The organism is Streptomyces sp. NBC_00224, from assembly GCF_041435195.1.
Taxonomy (GTDB): domain Bacteria; phylum Actinomycetota; class Actinomycetes; order Streptomycetales; family Streptomycetaceae; genus Streptomyces.
On the sequence record NZ_CP108106.1, the window covers coordinates 2,228,119 to 2,248,468 of the forward strand.

At 70.9% G+C, this 20,350-nt stretch carries 16 protein-coding genes and 2 pseudogenes; 5 read left to right on the forward strand and 13 right to left on the reverse strand.

Going from position 1 to position 20,350, the window contains the following annotated elements; translation table 11 throughout:
• Window position 1 precedes the first annotated feature (1 nt).
• Window positions 2-424 carry a DUF948 domain-containing protein gene (locus tag OG965_RS09900; RefSeq protein WP_188271526.1) on the reverse strand — a complete coding sequence of 141 codons (423 nt, stop codon included), beginning with the start codon at window positions 422-424 and terminating at the stop codon, window positions 2-4.
• 161 nt (window positions 425-585) lie between these two features.
• Here OG965_RS09900 and OG965_RS09905 point away from each other — a divergent pair.
• Together OG965_RS09905 and OG965_RS09910 are read left to right on the forward strand one after the other, a co-directional pair.
• Window positions 586-2,049 (forward strand): annotated as a pseudogene (locus OG965_RS09905) (regulator); the annotation flags it as partial.
• Between the two features lie 189 nt (window positions 2,050-2,238).
• Window positions 2,239-2,931 (forward strand): annotated as a pseudogene (locus OG965_RS09910) (regulator); the annotation flags it as partial.
• Between the two features lie 14 nt (window positions 2,932-2,945).
• Here OG965_RS09910 and rpsD read toward each other — a convergent pair.
• On the reverse strand, window positions 2,946-3,560 hold the full coding sequence (rpsD, locus tag OG965_RS09915) for a 30S ribosomal protein S4 (protein WP_101392271.1): 615 nt from the start codon (window positions 3,558-3,560) through the stop codon (window positions 2,946-2,948).
• Window positions 3,561-3,803: 243 nt separating this feature from the next.
• Here rpsD and OG965_RS09920 point away from each other — a divergent pair, with 243 nt between their 5' ends.
• Window positions 3,804-4,493 carry a DUF2470 domain-containing protein gene (locus OG965_RS09920; protein ID WP_371656902.1) on the forward strand — a complete coding sequence of 230 codons (690 nt, stop codon included), beginning with the start codon at window positions 3,804-3,806 and terminating at the stop codon, window positions 4,491-4,493.
• Between the two features lie 65 nt (window positions 4,494-4,558).
• Here the strand turns inward: OG965_RS09920 and OG965_RS09925 are convergent, their stop codons facing one another.
• The 4 genes from OG965_RS09925 to OG965_RS09940 all read right to left on the reverse strand — a co-directional run bounded on the left by OG965_RS09925 (window position 4,559) and on the right by OG965_RS09940 (window position 8,790).
• Window positions 4,559-5,911 (reverse strand): replication-associated recombination protein A, encoded by a 1,353-nt coding sequence (locus tag OG965_RS09925; protein WP_371651246.1) that lies wholly within the window; start codon window positions 5,909-5,911, stop codon window positions 4,559-4,561.
• A gap of 65 nt (window positions 5,912-5,976) precedes the next feature.
• Entirely contained in the window at window positions 5,977-6,609 is a 633-nt protein-coding gene (locus tag OG965_RS09930; protein ID WP_371651248.1) for a vitamin K epoxide reductase family protein, read from the reverse strand.
• A 193-nt stretch (window positions 6,610-6,802) separates the two neighbouring features.
• Window positions 6,803-8,065 (reverse strand): histidine--tRNA ligase, encoded by a 1,263-nt coding sequence (gene hisS, locus OG965_RS09935; RefSeq protein WP_371651250.1) that lies wholly within the window; start codon window positions 8,063-8,065, stop codon window positions 6,803-6,805.
• 14 nt (window positions 8,066-8,079) lie between these two features.
• Window positions 8,080-8,790 (reverse strand): MBL fold metallo-hydrolase, encoded by a 711-nt coding sequence (locus OG965_RS09940; RefSeq protein WP_371651253.1) that lies wholly within the window; start codon window positions 8,788-8,790, stop codon window positions 8,080-8,082.
• Window positions 8,791-8,939: 149 nt separating this feature from the next.
• Here OG965_RS09940 and OG965_RS09945 point away from each other — a divergent pair, with 149 nt between their 5' ends.
• Together OG965_RS09945 and OG965_RS09950 are read left to right on the forward strand one after the other, a co-directional pair.
• Window positions 8,940-9,731, forward strand: coding sequence for a peptidylprolyl isomerase (locus tag OG965_RS09945; RefSeq protein WP_371651255.1), 792 nt, complete (start codon window positions 8,940-8,942; stop codon window positions 9,729-9,731).
• Window positions 9,732-9,906: 175 nt separating this feature from the next.
• Complete coding sequence (locus tag OG965_RS09950; protein ID WP_371651257.1) at window positions 9,907-11,136, forward strand: DUF349 domain-containing protein; 1,230 nt, start codon at window positions 9,907-9,909, stop codon at window positions 11,134-11,136.
• A gap of 68 nt (window positions 11,137-11,204) precedes the next feature.
• Here OG965_RS09950 and OG965_RS09955 read toward each other — a convergent pair whose 3' ends face one another.
• The 7 genes from OG965_RS09955 to secD all read right to left on the reverse strand — a co-directional run bounded on the left by OG965_RS09955 (window position 11,205) and on the right by secD (window position 20,253).
• Window positions 11,205-12,356: a caspase family protein gene (locus tag OG965_RS09955; protein ID WP_371651259.1), complete on the reverse strand. Its 1,152-nt coding sequence runs from the start codon at window positions 12,354-12,356 to the stop codon at window positions 11,205-11,207.
• Window positions 12,337-12,723, reverse strand: coding sequence for a hypothetical protein (locus tag OG965_RS09960; RefSeq protein WP_371651261.1), 387 nt, complete (start codon window positions 12,721-12,723; stop codon window positions 12,337-12,339). Before OG965_RS09960 ends, OG965_RS09955 begins: the two co-directional genes overlap by 20 nt.
• A gap of 10 nt (window positions 12,724-12,733) precedes the next feature.
• The gene (locus tag OG965_RS09965) at window positions 12,734-14,074 is read right to left on the reverse strand and encodes a protein kinase (RefSeq protein WP_371651263.1); all 1,341 of its coding nucleotides are present in this window, start codon (window positions 14,072-14,074) and stop codon (window positions 12,734-12,736) included.
• A gap of 92 nt (window positions 14,075-14,166) precedes the next feature.
• Entirely contained in the window at window positions 14,167-16,653 is a 2,487-nt protein-coding gene (locus OG965_RS09970; protein WP_371651264.1) for a bifunctional (p)ppGpp synthetase/guanosine-3',5'-bis(diphosphate) 3'-pyrophosphohydrolase, read from the reverse strand.
• Between the two features lie 195 nt (window positions 16,654-16,848).
• Window positions 16,849-17,391: an adenine phosphoribosyltransferase gene (locus tag OG965_RS09975; RefSeq protein ID WP_371651266.1), complete on the reverse strand. Its 543-nt coding sequence runs from the start codon at window positions 17,389-17,391 to the stop codon at window positions 16,849-16,851.
• Window positions 17,388-18,494 carry a protein translocase subunit SecF gene (gene secF, locus OG965_RS09980; RefSeq protein ID WP_371651268.1) on the reverse strand — a complete coding sequence of 369 codons (1,107 nt, stop codon included), beginning with the start codon at window positions 18,492-18,494 and terminating at the stop codon, window positions 17,388-17,390. The genes OG965_RS09975 and secF overlap by 4 nt, the downstream gene beginning before the upstream one ends.
• 1 nt (window position 18,495) lies before the next feature.
• Window positions 18,496-20,253: a protein translocase subunit SecD gene (secD, locus tag OG965_RS09985; RefSeq protein WP_371651270.1), complete on the reverse strand. Its 1,758-nt coding sequence runs from the start codon at window positions 20,251-20,253 to the stop codon at window positions 18,496-18,498.
• Window positions 20,254-20,350: the final 97 nt, after the last annotated feature.

The window sequence follows — 20,350 nt, forward strand, 5'->3', positions numbered from 1 at the left end:
GTCAGCCCTTTCGCTTGCTCCGCCGCGCGGACGGCAGAGTCCGCCCGACGATCACCGTACGAGGCGGCTCGGCGGGCCCGGTTTTCCGTCCGATGGCCCGGCGCACCCCGTACCCGAAGGCCGCGACCTTCACCAGCGGGCCGCCGAAGGTCGAGGCGACCGTGGTGGAGAGCGCCGAGGCGTTGGAGGTGACCTCCTGGACGTCCGAGGCGATCGCGTCGACCCGGTCCAGCTGGGTCTGCGCCGAACGCACCGCCGAAGAGGCGTCCGCGAGGAGCGGGACGGCCTGTTCGGTCACGTCCGCCACCAGCTTGGTCGTCGCCTTCAGCGTCTGGGCCAGCCTCACGAGGACTACGGCGAGGAAGGACACCAGGATCGCCCAGAAGACGGCCACCAGGATCCCGGCCACCTCTCCACCGGACACTTCGCACCGCTCCCTGCGCATCGACCGTCGGACAAGAAAAAGTTGTCTCCCGACCCTATCGCGCCGAGGGTCTTGCCCCCTACCGCATTAGGGGCCCGCGCGGGCGGAGTCTCGCAAGCCGCTTGTACGCAGTGTTGGCCCTTGAGTACTCTGCGTGTCCCATGCGCTCCCATCTGCCCTCAGAGCTGAATCGCTTCGTAGGGCGAGAACGTGAACTGGCCGCGCTGCACGGGCTGCTGACCGAATCGCGGCTGACCACCGTGGTCGGGGTCGGCGGCGTCGGGAAGAGCAGGCTCGCCCTGCGCGCCGCGTCCGCCGCATCGGTGCAGGAACGCTACTGCGACGGGGTCTGGCCGGCGGACCTCTCCACGGTCACCGACCCGGGACTGCTCGACCACGCGGTGATGGAGGCGCTCGGGCTGACCGACCACACCAGCCGCCCGCCCCGCCGCATACTCCTGGACCACCTCGCCGACCGCAGCCTGCTGCTGGTCCTGGACGGCTTCGAGCAACTCGTGGACGCCTGCGCCGAGCTGGTGTGCGAGCTGCTGCGGCGCTCCCCCGGGCTGCGGGTGCTGGCCGCCGGGCGGCTGCCGCTGCGCCTGGCCGGCGAGCGGCTGCTCGCGCTCGCGCCGATGGACGACGAGGACGCGGTGACGCTCTTCGCCGACCGGGCCGCCGCCGGACGCGGCGGTTTCACGCTCACCGACGAGCGGGCGGCGGCCACCTTGGAGCTGTGCCGAAGGCTCGACGGGATCCCGCTCGCCCTGGAGCTGGCGGCCGGGCGGCTCGGCGCGCTCTCGGTGGAGCAGGTGCTGCGCCGCCTCGACGACCGGTTCCGGCTGCTGACCGGCGGCGGGCGCGGAGTGCTGGCGCGCCATCAGACCCTGCGCACCACGATCGGCTGGAGCCACGAGCTGTGCACCGCGGCCCAACGGCTGCTGTGGGCGCGGCTCTCGGTGTTCGCCGGGCAGTTCGACCTGGAGGCCGTCGAATACATCTGCGTCGGCCCCGACCTGCCGCCCGAGTCCGTCCTCGACGTGGTCCAGGAGCTCCTCGACCACTCACTGGTGGTGCGCGAGGACGGCCCGGCGGGCGTGCGCTACCGAATGCTCGACACCGTACGGGAGTACGGCGCCGACTGGCTGGCGGCGACCGGCGACGCGGAGCGGCTGCGCCGGCGCCACCGCGACTGGTACCTGGGGCTCGCCACCTGGTGCGAGCTCGACTGGTTCAGCCCGCGCCAGGCCGAGGTGGCGGTGCGGGTGGAGGCCGAACTGCCCAATCTGCGCGCGGCGATGGACCACTCGCTGGACTGCGGGCAGGACACGCACCTGGCCCAGTACCTGGCGGGCACGCTCTGGTTCTGCTGGGTGGGCTGCGGGCGGCTGGCCGAGGGCGCGCACTGGCTGGCCCAGGTCCTGGAGGCCGACGGCGGCCACGACAGCGCCCGGCTCAAGGCGCTGTGGGTGCTCGGTTACGTCTCGGTGCTGCGGGGCGACACGGCGGCGGCGATCGCGGCCCTGCACGAGTGCCGCGAGGAGGCCGAGCGCACCGGCGACGCGGTGGCGCGGGCGTACGCGGTGCACCGGATGGGCTGTCTGGCGCTGGTCTCGGACGACATGCCTAGGGCCTGTCCGGCGGATCTGGTCGGCTTCGGCGCGGGGTGCCCTTTTCGGTGCTGGTGAGTGGGGGTCTGGTGCGTCCAGCTGCAAGGCGGAGGAGGGCGACATGGCGGAGCCATGGCAACTGACGACAACGCCGCAGATGGGCGTGCCAGACCCCCGCGTGCCGACCAGATCCGCCGGACAGGCCCTAGGGCCGAGGAGCTGTTACGGGCGGCCCTCGCCCAGTACGAGGAGATCGGCGAGCTCAACAGCAATGTGCTGATGGCGCGGATCGAGCTGGCGATGGCGGTGGCCTTCCTCGGCCACCTCGAAGAGGCCGTCGTGATGTGCGGGCAGGTGGTGGAGGTCTGCGCGGACCACGGCGAGCGCTGGGCCCGGGCGTACGCGCTGTACGTCCTCGGGTACGCGGCCTGGCACGCCCAGGACCTGGGCCGGGCGCGGGCGCTGCTCTCCGAGTGCCTGGTGATCGACCACGCCTTCCACGACCTGCTCGGCACGGTGCTCGCGCTGGAGCTGATGGCGCTGGTCGCGGTGGACGGCGGCGATCCGGCGGAGGCGGCGGTGCTCCAGGGGGCGGCCGAGGGGATCTGGCCGTCGGTGGGGCTGCCGCTGTTCGGCTCGGCATGCTTCAACGCGGCGCACGTGCTGTGCGAGGAGCGGGCCCGGGGGCGGCTGGGCGACCCGGCGTACGAGACGTTCCGGACCCGGGGCCGCGGGCTCGGCCTGGACGCGGCGGTGGCCCGGGCGCTGGCGGGTACCGACGAGACGGCACGCGAGGCGCCCCCGGCCCGCGACGCACCTGCCCCGGAAACGCGAGGACCCGCCGCCTCCCGCTCCGTGCGGAGCGAGGGGACGGCGGGCCGGAGCGCGGAGCGCTGAATACTGCGCCTGACTCAGCGGGCGTAGTACTCGACGACGAGCTGCTCGTCGCAGATGACCGGGATTTCCTTGCGGTTCGGGTCACGGTCCAGGCGGAAGGCCAGGGCCTTCAGGTTCACCTGGAGGTAGCGCGGGGTCTCGCCCTCGCCGGCGTAGCCACCCTCGCGGGCAACCTGGAAGGGGTGCTTCTCGCGGCTGCGCTCGCGGACGGTGATGACGTCGTCCGGACGGACACGGAACGACGGCTTGTCGACCTTGCCACCGTTGACCTCGATGTGGCCGTGGACGACCATCTGGCGGGCCTGGTAGATGGTGCGGGCGATGCCCGAACGCAGGACCAGGGCGTCGAGGCGACGCTCAAGCTCGACGACCAGCGCCTCGCCCGTCTTGCCCTCGGCCTTCTTGGCGCGGTCGTAGGCACGCGCCATCTGACGCTCAGAGATGTCGTACTGCGCGCGCAGACGCTGCTTCTCCAGCAGACGGACCTTGTAGTCCGAGTTCTGCTTGCGGCCACGGCCGTGCTCGCCCGGCGGGTACGGACGGGCCTCGAAGTACTTGACGGCCTTCGGCGTCAGCGCAATGCCGAGCGCACGAGACTTCTTGACCTTGGGACGCGACTGGTTAGGCACGTTCTCCAAACCTCCATGGTTGGGTTAGGTTAGGCTCACCTTACTCAAGGAGATCGTATGTCTCGTCCGGGGAACACCAGTCACATCACGGACAGCACGAAGAAGGTCGACCCCGCGCAGGGGGTCGACTCCACCGGCCCGCAAGATGGGGCCGGTACCGGCGCGCAGCATGGCGCCGGTCACGTGACGGAGGTCCGATCAGATCGTGGTCAGCCGCGTCCCAGCGGACTTGAAATCGCACGGATGCCGTCAGCAGCCGAGCGCACACGAACTCTCGTACATAGTACCTGCTCGTCGGTGCTTCTCATCACCGGCCTCGACGGCGCCCGCCCGGAGCAGCTGGAGCCCCGGCTGCGGAACGTGGGGCCCGAGGGCGATCTGTTCCTGCTCTTCCCCGCCGACTCCCCCGCCGTACGGGCCGCCACGCACGCCCAGGACGACGAGCTGTCGGCCGTCCTGGAGATCACCGATGTGGCGCCGGTCTCTGTCCCCCACCGTATCCGGGGCCGCGCCTGGATCACCGGCTGGCTCACCCGCGTCCCCGGCCTGGCCCCGCCCGGCAGCATGACGCTGCGCCTGGAGGTGAACGAGGCGTACGTGGACGATCTGTGGGGCGCGAGCGCGGTCGAGCCCGAGGAGTTCGCGGCCGCTCTGCCCGATCCGCTGATCCGGGACGAGACGGAGCTGCTCCAGCATCTGCACGCCCACCACGGGGAGCAGGTGCGGTCACTGTGCGGGCTGGTCGGGCGCGAGGGGGAGCGGGGGATGAAGTCGGTCACGCCGCTGGCGCTCGACCGGTTCGGTCTGCGGGTCCGCTTCCAGGACACCGCCGGGCCCTGCTTCGACGCGCGCTTCGAGTTCCCGGAGCCGGTGGCGGACCTCGCCCAGCTGCGCCGGGCCATGCGGCGGCTCTTCGAGGCGGCGACGGACTGAGCCGGTCCGGGGGCCGGGGCGGGAGAGCGGCCCGCCGGGGCAGGGGCTCCGGGGGCCCGGGGCCGCTACTCCCCCCGGCCCAGCCTCTCGCGGACCTTCTCCACCACGTCCGCGTACCGCGCCTCCGCGCCATAGCGCGTCGGCTCGTAGTAGCGCTTGTCGGCCACCGCGTCCGGCGCGTACTGCTGGGCCGCGATCGCGCCGGGCACGTCGTGCGGGTACACATACCCCTGGGCGTGGCCGAGCTTGGCCGCGCCCTTGTAGTGGCCGTCGCGCAGATGCGGCGGGACGGGGCCGGCCAGGCCCTTCCGTACGTCCTCCATCGCGGCGAAGATCGCGTTCGTCGCCGCGTTCGACTTCGGGGCGAGGGCCAGGGCGATGGTGGCGTGGCTGAGCGTGAGGGCCGCCTCGGGGAAGCCGATCATGGCGACGGCCTGGGCGGCGGCGACGGCCGTCGGCAGCGCCGTCGGGTCCGCGAGGCCGATGTCCTCGCTCGCGGAGATCATCAGGCGGCGCGCGATGAACCGCGGGTCCTCGCCCGCCTCGATCATCCGGGCCAGATAGTGCAGCGCCGCGTCCACGTCCGAGCCGCGGATGGACTTGATCAGGGCGCTCGCCACGTCGTAATGCTGGTCGCCGTCCTTGTCGTACTTCACCGCCGCCCGGTCGACCGTCTCCTCGACCGTCTGGAGCGTGACCTCGGGCTCCTTCTTGGCCAGGGCCGAGCCCGCCGCCGCCTCCAGGGCGGTGAGCGCGCGCCGGGCGTCGCCACCCGCGATCCGCAGCAGATGCGCCTCGGCGTCCTCGGCCAGCGTCACCGCCCCGCCGAGCCCGCGCTCCTCCTCGACGGCCCGGCGCAGCAGGGCGCGCAGGTCGTCGTCGGTGAGCGGCTCCAGGGTCAGCAGCAGGGAGCGGGAGAGCAGCGGGGAGATCACCGAGAAGTACGGGTTCTCCGTCGTCGCCGCGATCAGCGTCACCCAGCGGTTCTCCACCGCCGGGAGCAGTGAGTCCTGCTGGGCCTTGGAGAAGCGGTGGATCTCGTCGAGGAAGAGGACGGTCTCCTTGCCGAAGCCGCCGATGGCCCGGCGGGCCCCCTCGATCACGGCCCGCACTTCCTTGACGCCCGCGGTGATCGCGGAGAGCTCGACGAAGCGCTTGTTGGTCGCCTTCGACACCACGTACGCCAGGGTCGTCTTGCCGGTGCCCGGCGGGCCCCACAGGATGACGGAGGAGGGCCCGGCGGGGCCGCCGCTCCCCTCCCCCACCAGACGCCGCAACGGCGAACCGGGCTTGAGCAGGTGCTGCTGCCCGACCACTTCGTCGAGGGTGCGCGGGCGCATCCGGACGGCCAGAGGGCTGCCCGCCGGGTCTTTCTCCTGGCGGTCCTCTGCGGCTGCGGTGAACAGGTCGGGCTCCACATCAGGAACCCTATGTCACCCCACTGACAACGCCCCCGGGCCCGGTACTGGGGCCCCGGTACCGGTCAGCTCGTCCAGAAGTCCCACCAGCGCGTCAGGACCAGCATTCCGATGATCCCGACGTGCACCACGGGCAGCACCCAGGTGAACTCCGACAGGAACGACTTCAGCCAGCCCGGCGCCGGCAGCAGGCCGCGGCGGATGTTGTGCGAGGTCACGTACCAGAACATGAAGATCGTGGCGACCCACGCCAGGCTGCACCACAGGCAGAGCGCGTTGATCCGGTACAGCGACTGGAACTGGAGCCAGGTGCAGAACCCGACGCCGAAGAGCGTGCCCGCGTTGAGGGTCAGCCAGTACCAGGGCCGGAAGCGCGCGCCCGCCAGCAGGCTCATGCCCACCGCGATCACGATCCCGTACGCCACCAGACCCAGCATCGGGTTCGGGAAGCCGAACGCCGAGGCCTGGTCGCTCTTCATGATGTTGCCGCAGGAGACCACCGGGTTGAGGCTGCAGCCCGGTGTGAAGTTCGGGTCTTCGAGCAGCTTGAACTTGTCGATGGTGATGACCCAGGCCGCGAGCAGTCCGGCGGCCCCCGTGATCACCAGGAGCCACGCGAACGCGCGGCTGCCGCCGACGGTGCCCTTGGTGCTCACCTGCTCCTGGCCGGAGGAGACGTCGTCAACTGTTGTGGTCATATCGCCGTTCCGTCATTCCGTGGCTGCTGGGCAGGGGCCATTGTGCCGCAATCCGTGGCCCGGCCACCGTTCGATGGAGATAAGGACGGCGACTTGCACCGCGCCAAGTCCGGCCCGCGACGACCGGACTTGGCACTTCGGCATCGGCGTCATCCATCAGGACGACGCCTTGCGTACCGGGTTGACCCGGCCGTCAGACCAGGCGCGTGCGCACGGCCTCGACGACCTCCGCGACGGGGACCGCCACCTGGTCGCCGGACTCCATGTCCTTCAGCTGGACCACGCCCTCGGCCAGGTCCCGCTCGCCCGCGACGATGGTGAGGCGGGCGCCGGAGCGGTTGGCGTTCTTCATGGCGCCCTTGAGGCCCTTGCCGCCGTAGCTGAAGTCCGTCGCGACCCCGGCCCGGCGCAGCTCGGTGACCACGCGGAACAGCACCCGGCGCGCCTCCTCGCCGAGCGGCACCGCGAACACGCTGGTCGCGGAGGGGATGTCGAGGGTGACGCCCTCGGCCTCCAGCGCCAGGACCGTACGGTCGACGCCCAGCGCCCAGCCCACCGACGGCAGCGCGGGGCCGCCGATCATCTCGGAGAGGCCGTCGTAGCGGCCACCGCCGCCGACCGCGGACTGCGAGCCCAGACCGTCGTGGACGAACTCGAAGGTCGTGCGGGTGTAGTAGTCGAGGCCGCGCACCAGCTTGGGGTCGTCCTCGTACTCGACGCCCTCGGCGTTCAGGAGCTCGCGGACCTCCTCGTGGTACGCCTTGCACGCGTCGCACAGGTAGTCGCGCAGCAGCGGCGCCCCCACCAGCTGCGCCTGCACCGCATCGCGCTTGTCGTCGAGCACCCGCAGCGGGTTGATCTCGGCCCGGCGCAGGGTGTCCTCGTCGAGGTCGAGGCCGCGCAGGAAGTCCTGGAGGGCGGCCCGGTAGACCGGTCGGCACTCCTGGTCGCCCAGCGAGTTCAGCAGGATGCGGAAGTTCCGCAGCCCCAGCGAGCGGTAGGCGTCGTTCGCCAGGATGATCAGCTCGGCGTCGAGCGCCGGGTCCTCCGCGCCGATCGCCTCGGCGCCGACCTGCGAGAAGTGCCTGTAGCGGCCCTTCTGGGGGCGCTCGTAGCGGTAGTACGAGCCCGAGTACCAGAGCTTGACGGGCAGGTTGCCGGCCTTGTGCAGATTGCCCTCCAGGGCCGCGCGCAGCACGGACGCGGTGCCCTCGGGGCGCAGCGCCAGCCTGTCGCCGCCCTTGGTCTCGAAGGCGTACATCTCTTTGGTCACGATGTCGGTGGACTCGCCGACACCGCGCGCGAAGAGCTCGACGTTCTCGAAGCCCGGGGTCTCGACGTACCCGTAGCCGGAGTTGCGCAGGGGCGCCGCGATCGCCTCGCGGACGGCCAGGTAGGTGGCGCTGTTCGGCGGCAGCAGGTCGTACGTGCCCTTGGGGGCCTGGAAGGTACTCATGGGGAAGCTTCTCGTCACATTCCTCGTCGGGGAGAGGCGATGCCCTCTCCCGGGCCGGCGGCCACCTGCCGCAGATACGGGTTGGTGGCGCGCTCCTGGCCGATGGTGGTCTGGGAGCCGTGGCCGGACAGCACCACGGTCGAGTCGTCGAGCGGCAGGCACACACGGCCCAGCGATTCGAGCAACTCGGCGTGGCTGCCGCCGGGCAGGTCGGTGCGTCCGACGGAGCCGGCGAAGAGCAGGTCGCCCGAGAACAGGATCGGAGGGATGTCCTCCGCCTCGGGCAGCCCGAACGTCACCGACCCCTTGGTATGGCCGGGCGCGTGCGACACGGTGAGCTCCATGCCGGCCAGCTTCAGCGTCGCGCCGTCCGTCAGCTCCTTGACGTCGTCCGGTTCGCCGATGGTCAGCTCGCCCATGATCTGCGCGCCGAAGGAGCGGCCGAGCGCCTTCTCCGGGTCGCTCATCATGTACCGGTCCGAGGGGTGGATCCAGGCGGGCACGTCGTGGGCCCCGCACACCGGGACGACCGAGGCGCAGTGGTCGATGTGGCCGTGGGTGAGGACGACGGCGACGGGCTTGAGCCGATGCTTCCTGAGCGCGTCCTCGACTCCCTGGGCGGCCTGGTGGCCCGGGTCGATGATCACGCACTCCTCGCCTGCGGCGGGGGCGACCAGATAGCAGTTGGTGCCCCAGGCCCCGGCGGGGAACCCGGCAATGAGCACGATCGTCCTCAATTTCTCGTACGACGGGTGATTGCGGCTGTTCAGAGCCTACCGGCGCTGCTCCTGTCACAGCGAACCCATATACGGTACGGGCACAGTCCGCGCGTACACGCGTCCGTACTCCACTACACCGCACAAGGAGACCACCGGTGGTCAGCAGCGATCAGCGCCGGCGCCAGCTCGCCCGGGAGAAGTTCGAGCGTCAGCAGCAGCGCCGCGAACAGGCCCGTCGCAAGTCCAAACGCCTCAACACCGTCATCGCGGCCACCCTCGCGGTGGTCGTCGCGGCGGGCGGGGCGGCCTTCGCCACGGGAGCCTTCTCCTCCGACGACGACAAGAAGAAGTCGGACTCCGCCGCGCCGTCCGAGACCCCGACGCCCTCGGCGAGCAAGGACTCCGCGCCGGAGCCGAAGATGGCGATCGACCAGAAGGCCTCGTACACGATGTCGCTGAAGACCAGCGCCGGTGACATCGCGTTCAAGATGGCGGCGGCGAAGACCCCGCACACGGTCAACTCGTTCAAGTCCCTCGCCGACAAGGGCTACTTCACCAACACGAAGTGTCACCGGCTGACCACGCAGGGCATCTTCGTGCTCCAGTGCGGCGACCCCAAGGGCGACGGCAGCGGCGGCCCCGGCTACACGATCCCCGACGAGAACCTGACGGGTCTGGGCAAGGCGGGCGCGGACGGCACCGTGACGTTCCCGGCGGGCACGGTCGCGATGGCCAACACCAGCCAGCCGCACACCGGCGGCAGCCAGTTCTTCCTGGTCTACAAGGACACCAAACTGCCGCCCAGTTACACGCCGTTCGGCACGATGGACGACGCGGCGCTCAAGGTCGTGCAGGAAGTGGCGAAGGCAGGGGTGGCCGGCGGCGCCGGGGACGGTGCGCCGAAGACGGCCGTCACCATCACGAAGGCCGCCGTCAACAAGGACTGACCCGCGGAATTCGGCCGCGCTGAGTGCGGACAGCCGGGCGGCCGGTCGCCTAGATTGGCGTTGTGCAGCGCGGTGAAAATCGCGTTGTGGAGGGCGGGCGAGGCCCGTCCCGGAAACTGTGGACGATGCCACGAGGGCCGAACCCCTCGCGCAGGCATCATGTGGAGGAGGCGCTGTGAGCAGCGACCCGTGGGGCCGCGTCGACGAGACGGGCACCGTGTATGTGCGTACAGCCGAGGGCGAAGTCGTCGTCGGATCGTGGCAGGCGGGGTCTCCCGAGGAGGCCCTGGCCTACTTCGAGCGCAAATACGAGGGCCTGGTTGTCGAGATCGGCCTCCTCGAACGACGGGTGAAGACCACCGACCTGTCGGCGAAGGACGCCCAGACCGCGATCGAGCACCTGCGCACCCAGGTGGACGAGCACCACGCGGTGGGCGACCTCGAAGCGCTTCGCAAGCGGCTCGACAAGCTCGTCGAGACCGTCGATTCGCGGCGCGAGGAGCGCAAGGTCCAGAAGGCCAAGCAGACCGACGAGGCCAAGCACGCCAAGGAGGCGCTGGTCACCGAGGCCGAGGAGCTGGCGCAGAGCGAGCAGTGGCGCTCGGCCGGCGAGCGGCTGCGGGCTCTCGTGGACACCTGGAAGGGCCTGCCGCGGCTCGACCGGAAGTCCGACGACGAGCTGTGGCACCGCTTCTCGCACGCGCGCTCGGCGTTCTCCAAGCGCCGCAAGGCGCACTTCGCGTCGCTCGACGCGCAGCGCGAGGAGGCCCGCAAGGCCAAGGAGAAGCTGGTCGTCGAGGCCGAGTCGCTGTCCTCGTCCACGGACTGGGGCACCACGGCCGCCCGCTACCGCGACCTGATGACGGACTGGAAGGCGGCGGGCCGCGCCCAGCGCGAGGCCGAGGACGAGCTGTGGAACCGCTTCCGCGGCGCCCAGGACGTCTTCTTCGCCGCGCGCGGCGAGGTCTTCGCGGAGCGTGACGCCGAGCAGACCGAGAACCTGAAGCTCAAGGAAGACCTGGCCGTCGAGGCCGAGAAGCTCGTCCCGGTGACCGACCTGAAGGCGGCCCGCGCCACCTTCCGCGGCATCAACGAGCGCTGGGAGGCCGTCGGCCACGTGCCGCGCGACGCCCGCCCGAAGGTCGAGGGCCGGATGCACGCCGTGGAGCGGGCCCTGCAGGAGGCCGAGGAGTCGGAGTGGCGCCGCACCAACCCGGAGGCACGCGCGCGTGCCGCGGGTCTGACGGGCCAGCTCCAGGCCGCCGTCGACAAGCTGCGCGGCCAGATCGACGCGGCGCGCGCGGCGGGCAACAACGCCAGGGCCGACAAGCTCGCCAAGGAGCTCGAAGGCCGTCAGGCGCTGCTGGACCAGGCTCTGAAGGGCCTTGAGGAGTTCGGCGGCTGACACACCCGCCGCCACGGCGAAAGGGCCTCCCGTACGTGACGTACGGGAGGCCCTTTCGTGTGTGTCGCTCAGGCCGTGGCGCCGGGCTGCCGGGTGGAGCGCTCCAGGCTGTCCAGCGCGTGGCGCAGCACCTCGCAGGCCTGGCTGTGGTTGCCGGCGGTCTGGAGCAGTTCGGACAGGCGCCGGGAGACGGTGACGGCTTCCGGGCCGAACCGCTTGTGGGTCTGGTGGAAGGCGCTCTCCAGGACCTGGATGGCCTGCTGGTCCTGGCCGGTCTCGGTGAGCAGTTCGGCGAGCTCCAGGTGCACGGTGATGGTGTCGCCGTCGGCGTCGGGCACGCTGTTCTGGAGGATCATGCGGAGCACCGGCAGGGCGTCCCTGCCGCGGCCCACCGATCTGAGCAGCCGGGCCAGTTGGAGCCCGGAGGAGACCATCGCGGCCTCGACGTCGGCGTCGATGACCGGCCCGGCCGGGGCTCTGGCCGACGCCTTCGCACGGTTGCGCACCAGCGGGAGCCGGCCGACGTCGTTCTCCTGGCTGCGCTGCGGACGCGGCCGGTTCCGCGCGCCGAGCCGGGCGTCGACCGCGCGGAACAGCGTTTCCAGGTCCAGGGTGTCGGGGGCCTCCGGGAGCCCGTTGTCGAGGACGTGCAGCAGCTCCCCGGTGAACGCGGTGTGCCGCTCGCCTTCCGGCGCGAGGGCGACATGGTCCTTGGGCGAGGCGGTGAGCACATAGGCGCCCTGGATGCCGGCCTGCGCGGCGAGGGCGCCCGGACCGCTCAGGGTGCGGGCGGCGCGCCCGCTGAAGCAGCAGTCGAGTACGACGATCTTGCGGCGGGCCGGGGAGGCGAGGATCGCGGCGCGCAGATGCCGGTACTCGACCGCCGTGTAGCCGGAGCTCTCGCGCGAGCCGGTGAGGGCGACATAGAGGTCGGCGGAGTCGGAGTCGCGCAGGCCGTGGCCGCAGTAGTAGACGAACAGGGTGTCCTGCGCCCGCTCGCCCGCCGCGTACACGGGGTCGAGGAAGGCGGCCGGGGTCTCGGGGTCGGCCACCGTCAGGGTGTTCCCGCCGGGCAGCCCCCACACGGTCGGATCCTGGAGGATCCTCGACAGGTCCGCGATGTTCGTCTCGACGGCCGGCAGCTGGGGCAGGTGCAGATAGCTGGACGTGCCGATCAGGACGGCCGCCGACGCGGAGGGGTCAGGCAGGCCCGCCGGCATCGCCCTGCTCCTCGTCCGCGGGCTCCCTCAGCAGCTCGGCGATGTCCCGTACGGTCCGCGCGTCCGCGCCGTCCACCTCGATCTCCCACCCGTCCCTGCGCAGCGTGACCCGGCGGGCGCCGCGCCGGCCCGCGCGCCACTGGTCGACGGCCAGGGATAGCTGCGCGGCGGAGAGCCCGCCGCTCACGCTGAGCGAGATGAGGTCGAGCAGTACGCCCAGGTGGTCGGGGCGGGCGGGCTCGGAGCTCGCCAGCACGCCGTGCACACCGCGTCCGATGTCGTCGTCCGCCTTGAGCCAGCGCAGCAGTGAGCGCAGCTCCTCCTCGGAGTCGGCCCCGCCGGTCACCCGGACCTCGATCTGCGTCACTGGCCCCTCATCACCTTTCGTCGGACGGATGCGGTTCGGCGCCCGAGGCGATCCGGGCGAGCTTCTGCTGGGTGAGGGCGCGGTGGGCCGCGGCGGACACGGTCGAGAACTTGGCGACCGCCTCCCCCGCGGCACCGAGCCGGGCGAGGCAGACTCCCTGCCAGTAGTTGCAGGTGAGGGTGGCGGGGTGGTCGGGGCCGTAGCTGGTGCGCCACACCTCGGCGACCACGGAGAGGAGCTGTACGGCCTCTTCGAGTGAGCCCCGCAGCACGAGGTTGACGGCTTCGCGCTGGCGGGCCTCGGCGGCCTCCGGCGACATGGCCAACAGGATCTGGCTGCGGGTGCTGCGGCTGAGGGCGAGCGGCTCGTCGGGCTGCGGCAGCTGCCAGGGGGGCGCCTCCCGCGCCTCCTTCGACACGGCCGCAGGCGGCTCCGGGGGCTCCGGGGTGGTGGCGGACCGGGCTTCGGGGGCGAGCGGAGCGAAGTTCTCGACGGCCCGCTGGCGCAGCTCCCCCGTGACCGCCTCCGCGACCAGTTCGTCGGCGTCCGCAGGGCAGCGGAGCAGGGGGATCGCCGCCTGGGCGGTGGGCCGCTTGGCCGGCTCCTTCTGCAACAGCGCCGCGACCAGATCCGCGAGGTCGTCCGGGATACCGGGGCTGCCGTGCAGAGGCGGCGCCGGCTCCTGAGTGATCCTGAACATGATGGCGTGCACCGACTCGGCCGCGAACGGCGGAGCGCCGGTCAGCATCGCGAAGATGCAGCTGCCCACGGCATACATGTCGGACTGCGGCCCGGACGGCGCGCCCATGAGCTGCTCGGGGGCCAGGTAGGCGGGCGTTCCGACCACGATCCCGGTGCGGGTGACCGCCGTGGAGTCGTGCTGCTGCGCGATGCCGAAGTCGTGCAGGGCCACCCGGCCCGTCCTGGTCAGCTGGACGTTGCTGGGCTTGACGTCCCGGTGCACCATGCCCGCCCGGTGCACGGCCGCGAGTGCCTCGCAGATTCCGGCGGCCACCGCGCGTACCGTCGCCTCGTCCTGCGGCCCGCGCTCCCTGAGCAGGTCCTGGAGGCCCACCCCCTCCAGGAGCTCCATCACCAGGTAGGGGACGTCGTCCTGCACCCCCGCCTCGTACACCGTGACGACATTGGGGTGGTCGATCCTGGCCAGCGCCCGCGCCTCCCGCGCGAACCGCGCGCCGGACTCGTCGGACATGAGCGCGGAGCGGATGAGCTTGACGGCGACCCGGCGGTCGAGTGCCGTGTCCAGCGCCTCGTAGACCTCACCCATGCCGCCGGCTCCCAGGCGCCGCAGCACCTCGAAGCGCCCGCCGATCAAGGTTGGCTCCGCCATCTCACCCCCCGCTGCCGCCCGCCCCGATCATTCGCCCAACTCGCCTGCACCGCAAGCTGATTGGACGATCCGGGGCGGACGCCGTGGAGGGGTCAGGGCCTGCGCGCCGAGGTCACCCGGTAGACGTCGTACACGCCCTCCACTCCCCGCACCGCCTTCAGTACGTGCCCGAGGTGCTTCGGGTCGCCCATTTCGAAGGTGAAGCGGGAGGTGGCCACCCGGTCGCGGGAGGTCTGGACGGCCGCCGAGAGGATGTTGACGTGCTGGTCGGAGAGGACCCGTGTGACGTCGGACAGGAGGCGCGAGCGGTCCAGTGCCTCCACCTGGATGGCGACCAGGAAGACGGACGACTGGGTGGGCGCCCACTCGACTTCGAGGATCCGCTCCGGCTGCTGCGAGAGCGAGTCGACGTTGACGCAGTCCGCGCGGTGCACCGAGACGCCGCTGCCGCGCGTCACGAAGCCGATGATCGGGTCGCCGGGGACGGGCGTACAGCAGCGGGCCAGCTTGACCCACACGTCGTCGACGCCCTTGACGACCACGCCCGGATCGGCGTTGGCCCGGCGCTTGCTGCGGCCGCGCGAGGGCGGCGCCGACTCGGCGATGTCCTCGTTGGCCGCCTCCTCGCCGCCGAGCGCCTGCACCAGCTTCTGCACGACGCCCTGCGCGGCCACATGGCCCTCGCCGATCGCCGCGTAGAGGGACGAGATGTCGGGGTAGCGCATCTCGTGCGCGAGGGTGACCAGGGAGTCGCCGGTGAGGATGCGCTGGATCGGCAGGTTCTGCTTGCGCATGGCGCGCGCGATGGCGTCCTTGCCCTGCTCGATCGCCTCGTCGCGGCGCTCCTTGGAGAACCAGCCGCGGATCTTGTTGCGGGCGCGGGGCGACTTGACGAAGCCCAGCCAGTCGCGCGAGGGCCCGGCGCCGGCCGCCTTGGAGGTGAAGACCTCCACCAAGTCACCGTTGTCCAGGGTGGATTCGAGCGGGACGAGGCGGCCGTTGACCCGTGCGCCTATCGTGCGGTGGCCGACCTCCGTGTGGACCGCGTACGCGAAGTCCACCGGTGTCGCACCCGCCGGGAGCGCTATGACGTCGCCCTTGGGGGTGAAGACGAAGACCTCGTTGCGCGACAGGTCGAAGCGCAGGGACTCCAGGAACTCGCTGGGGTCCTCGGTCTCCTTCTGCCAGTCGAGCAGCTGGCGCAGCCACGCCATGTCGTTGATGTGGTCGTCCTTGCCGGCCTTCTTCGGCACGTCGGTACGCACCTTGGAGGCGCCGGCGGACGGATCCTGCTTGTACTTCCAGTGCGCGGCGATGCCGTACTCGGCGCGGCGGTGCATGTCGAACGTACGGATCTGCAGCTCGACCGGCTTGCCGTTGGGGCCGATGACCGTCGTGTGCAGCGACTGGTACATGTTGAACTTGGGCATCGCGATGTAGTCCTTGAACCGCCCCGGAACCGGGTTCCAGCGCGCGTGGACCGTGCCCAGCGCCGCGTAGCAGTCGCGGACCGTGTCCACCAGGACGCGGATGCCCACCAGGTCGTAGATCTCCGCGAAGTCACGGCCGCGGACGATCATCTTCTGGTAGACGGAGTAGTAGTGCTTCGGGCGGCCGGTGACCGTGGCCTTGATCCGGGCCGCGCGCAGGTCGGACTGGACCTCGTCGGTCACTATGGCCAGGTACTCGTCGCGCTTGGGCGCCCGCTCGGCCACCAGCCGTACGATCTCGTCGTACATCTTGGGGTAGAGGATCGCGAAGGCGAGGTCCTCCAGCTCCCACTTGATGGTGTTCATGCCCAGGCGGTGGGCCAGCGGAGCGTAGATCTCCAGGGTCTCGCGGGCCTTCTTCTCCTGCTTCTCCCGCTTGAGGTAGCGCATGGTGCGCATGTTGTGCAGGCGGTCCGCGAGCTTGATGACCAGGACGCGCGGGTCCTTGGCCATGGCGACGACCATCTTGCGCACGGTCTCGGCCTGCGCGGCGTCGCCGAACTGGACCCGGTCGAGCTTGGTGACGCCGTCGACGAGCAGGGCGACCTGGTCGCCGAAGTCGCGGCGCAGGGTGTCCAGGCCGTACTCGGTGTCCTCGACGGTGTCGTGGAGCAGCCCGGCCATCAGGGTCGCCGGGTCCATGCCCAGCTCGGCCAGGATGGTGGTGACGGCGAGCGGGTGCGTGATGTACGGGTCGCCGCTCTTGCGCTTCTGGCCGCGGTGCCAGCGCTCGGCGACCTGGTAGGCCTTCTCGACCTGGCGCAGGGTGGCGGTCTCGATCTTCGGGTCGTTGCTGCGCACTATCCGCAGCAGCGGCTCCAGGACCGGGTTGTACGTGGAGGAGCGCTGCACACCGAGGCGGGCGAGCCGGGCGCGGACGCGGTTGGAGGAGCCGCCGGAGCGGGTCACCGGGCTCGCGGGGGGCGTGGGCTTGGGGGCCGGGGCCGCCGCGAGGGGCCGCTGGGGCGGCTGCGGCGCGCTCGGCTTGGACTCCGCCGCCGGCTGCTCGGGCGCGGCGGGGGCCGCCGTAGCCTGCTCGGCCTGCTGGTCGGGCCGCTCGGCGGACAGTGGCTGGGCCTCGTCTGGCAAGAGCGCTCCTCTGGGGGTCCCCCCGGACGAAGTTCGGGGGAGGATCCGGGTCCCCCGGTCAGGCCCGGAAAGCCCATGGTATCGATCCTGGGCGGCCGGTTCGTGTCGGGCGGGTGTGACGGGCTGTACCCGGTAAACGCGGAAGGCGGGCGCCGGATTCCTCCGGCGCCCGCCTCCTGGCGATTACTGCCCTGGTCAGAGCGTGATGAGAGCCTCCAGCGGGGCCCCGCGCAAGGCGGGTTCCAGCCGGTTCCGCCCGGCCAGGAAGGCGAGCTCCATCAGGACCGCGACTCCGGCCACCTCGGCTCCGGCCCGCCGGATCAGCTCCAGGGAGGCCTCGGCCGTGCCGCCGGTCGCCAGCACGTCGTCGATGACCATGACGCGGTCGCCCGCGGCCAGGTCCTCGGCGTGCACCTCGATCTCCGCCGTGCCGTACTCCAGCTCGTACGCCTGCGAGAGCGTCGCTCCGGGGAGCTTGCCCGCCTTGCGCACGGGGATGAAGCCGATTCCGGCGCGGACCGCGACCGGGGCCGCCAGGATGAAGCCGCGCGCCTCCAGACCGACGATCTTCGTCGCGCCGTGCCGTACGCACAGCTCGGCGAGGGCGTCGGTCAGGGCCGCGAAGGCCGCCGGGTCCGCGAGCAGCGGCGTGATGTCCTTGAACAGCACGCCCGGCTTCGGGTAGTCCGGCACATCACGGATGCGGCTGAGCAGCAGCTCCTGGGTGGAGACCGTCATCGGCGCTTCCCCCGGTTGTTGCGGGAGGGCTGGCGGCGCTGGCCGACGACCGCGCCCGCGGTCTCGGCCGCGTCGTCGTCATCGGCGCCGTCCTGCGGCTCGGCGTCCTGCGGCTCGCCCGTCTCGCCCTTGGCTGCGGCCGCCGCCCGCTTGGCGAGCACCCGCTTCTTGAGGGCCTTCATCTGCGGGTCGCGCTCCTTGAGGTCGGCGACCAGCGGGGTGGCGATGAAGATCGAGGAGTACGCACCGGCCGCGAGGCCGACGAACAGCGACAGCGAGATGTCGTTCAGCATGCCGGCGCCGAGGACGCCGCCACCGATGAACAGCAGGCCCGCCACCGGGAGCAGCGCGACGATCGTGGTGTTGATGGAACGCACCAGGGTGCCGTTGAGGCTCTTGTTCGCCATCTCGCTGTAGGTGAGCCTGGTCTGCTTGGTGATGCCGCGCTGGCCCTCCTTGAGACCGTCGAAGACGACGACGGTGTCGTAGAGGGAGTAACCCAGGATGGTCAGCAGACCGATCACGGTGCCCGGGGTGACCTCGAAGCCGACCAGTGCGTAGACACCGACAGTGATCGTGATGTCGTGGATCAGCGCGACGAGCGCCGCGAGCGCCATGCGCCACTCGAAGGCGATCGCCAGATAGATCACCACGAGGATCATGAACACGATCAGACCGGTCCACGCCTTGTTGGCGATCTGGTCGCCCCAGCTGGGACCGACGAGGTCGGCGTTGATGTCCTCGGCCGGGACCTTGAGCTCCTTGGAGAGCTGGGACTTGATCGCGTCCGACTTCGCGGTGTCGATGCCGCTGATCTGGATGCGCAGGCCCTTGTTGCCGAGCTTCTGGACGATCGCGTCGTGGCCGGAGGCCCGCTCCGCGACCTCCTCCGCCTGGGCGACCGAGGCGCTGGTCTTCGGGGTGGTGAAGACCGCGCCGCCCTCGAACTCGATGCCCATCGTCAGACCCCGCACCGCCAGGCCCACGATGGCCGTGATGGTGATCAGGATCGAGATGCCGTACCAGATCTTCCGCTTGCCGACGAAGTCGTAGCCGACCTCACCGCGGTAGAGCCGGGCGCCGAGATGACCGAGTCGCGACATCTCACGCCTCCTTCGGGTCGGTGGGGGCGGAGGTGCGGCGGGAGCGGCGCAGCGGCGGCTTGGCACCGAGGCGCTGCGGATCCAGACCGGACCACGGGTGGCCGTTGGCGAAGAACTTCTTGCGCGCCAGGAGCGTCATCACCGGCTTGGTGAACAGGAACACCACGACGATGTCGAGCAGGGTGGTCAGACCCAGCGTGAACGCGAAGCCCTGGACCTTGCCGACGGTCACGATGAAGAGCACCGCCGCGGCGAGGAACGACACGAAGTCGGAGACCATGATCGTGCGCCGGGCGCGGGGCCAGGCCCGCTCGACGGCCGGGCGCAGCGTGCGGCCCTCGCGGATCTCGTCCCGGATCCGTTCGAAGTACACGATGAACGAGTCCGCGGTGATGCCGATGGCGACGATGGCGCCACATACCGCGGGCAGGTTCAGCGCGAAGTTGATGGCCGGACCGAGCAGCGCCATGATCACGTACGTGAGGATCGCGGAGACCACGAGGCTCAGGATGGCGACCAGCGCCAGACCCCGGTAGTAGAGCACCAGGTAGATGATGACCAGCGCCAGACCGATGGCACCGGCGATCAGACCGGCGTGCAGCTGGTCGGCGCCGAGCGCGGCGGTGACGGTGGTGACGCTCTGCTCCTCGAAGGAGAGCGGCAGGGCGCCGTAGGACAGCACGTTCGCCAGGTCGGTGGCGGAGCGCTGGTTGAAGCTGCCGGAGATCTCGGCGCTGCCGCTGAGCGTCTGGCTCACCGACGGGGCCGAGACGACCTGGCCGTCCAGGGCGATGGCGAACTGGTTCTGCGGGGACTGCTGCTTCGACAGCTTGCCGGTGATCGACTGGAACTTCTTCGAGCCCTTGCCCGTGAAGTCCATCTGGACGATCCACATGCCGCGCTGCTGGTCGATGACCGCCTTGGCCTTCTTGACGTCCGTACCCTCGATCTCGGCCGGGCCGAGGATGTACTTGGCGTCACCCGTCTGGCTGCAGGACGCGATCGTGTCGGTGGCCTTGCTGCCGAAGGCGGCCTTGGCGCGGGACTCCTTGGTGGAGCAGTCGAGCGACTCGAAGTCCTTCTGGAGCTTGGCGACGGCGGCCGCGTCGTTGGCGGACGGGGTGGGCGGCGTCGTGCCCGGCTTCGAGGTGTTCGGCGTCGGCGTCGTCTTCGGGGACGGCTTGCCGTCCGCCTTCAGGGCGTCGGTGAGAGCGCGGCCCTGCGGCGTCGACTTCGAGCTCGGCTTGGCCGACGGCGTCGTGGACGGCTTGTTCTTGTCGCCGTTCTTGTCCGCGCCCTTGCTGGCCGAGGGGCTCGGCGTGGTGCTGGGCGCGGGCTTCGTCGGGGTGCCGGCGGCTACCGTCAGGACGGGCCGGAAGTAGAGCTTGGCGGTGGTGCCGACCTGCTGGCGGGCCTGCTCCGAGTTCGTCCCCTTGGGGATGTTGACGATGATGTTGCGATCGCCCTGGGTCTGGACCTCGGCCTCGGAGACACCCAGGCCATTGACACGACGGTTCATGATCGAAACCGCGGTGTCCATATTGGCCTTGTTGATCGCCTTTTCCTGGCCGGGCTCGGCCTTGGCCTTGAGCGTGATGCTCGTACCGCCGGCGAGGTCGATGCCCAGGCGCGGCGTCTTGTGCCCGGAGGCGAACATGCCGCCCGCGAGGGCCACCATGGCGATCAGGAACAGGACCAGGGTGCGCCCCGGCCTGCCCTGGGCCCCCGCCGGCCTTCGGCCCTTCTTCGGTGCTGCCACCTTGTCGTTTCTCCCTGTCCAACCGCCCGCGCCGGGTGTGCGCCTGGGCGGCCACGAAGTGTTGTGGGGACGTCCCCCGTGGAAGTCGTCACCCTCG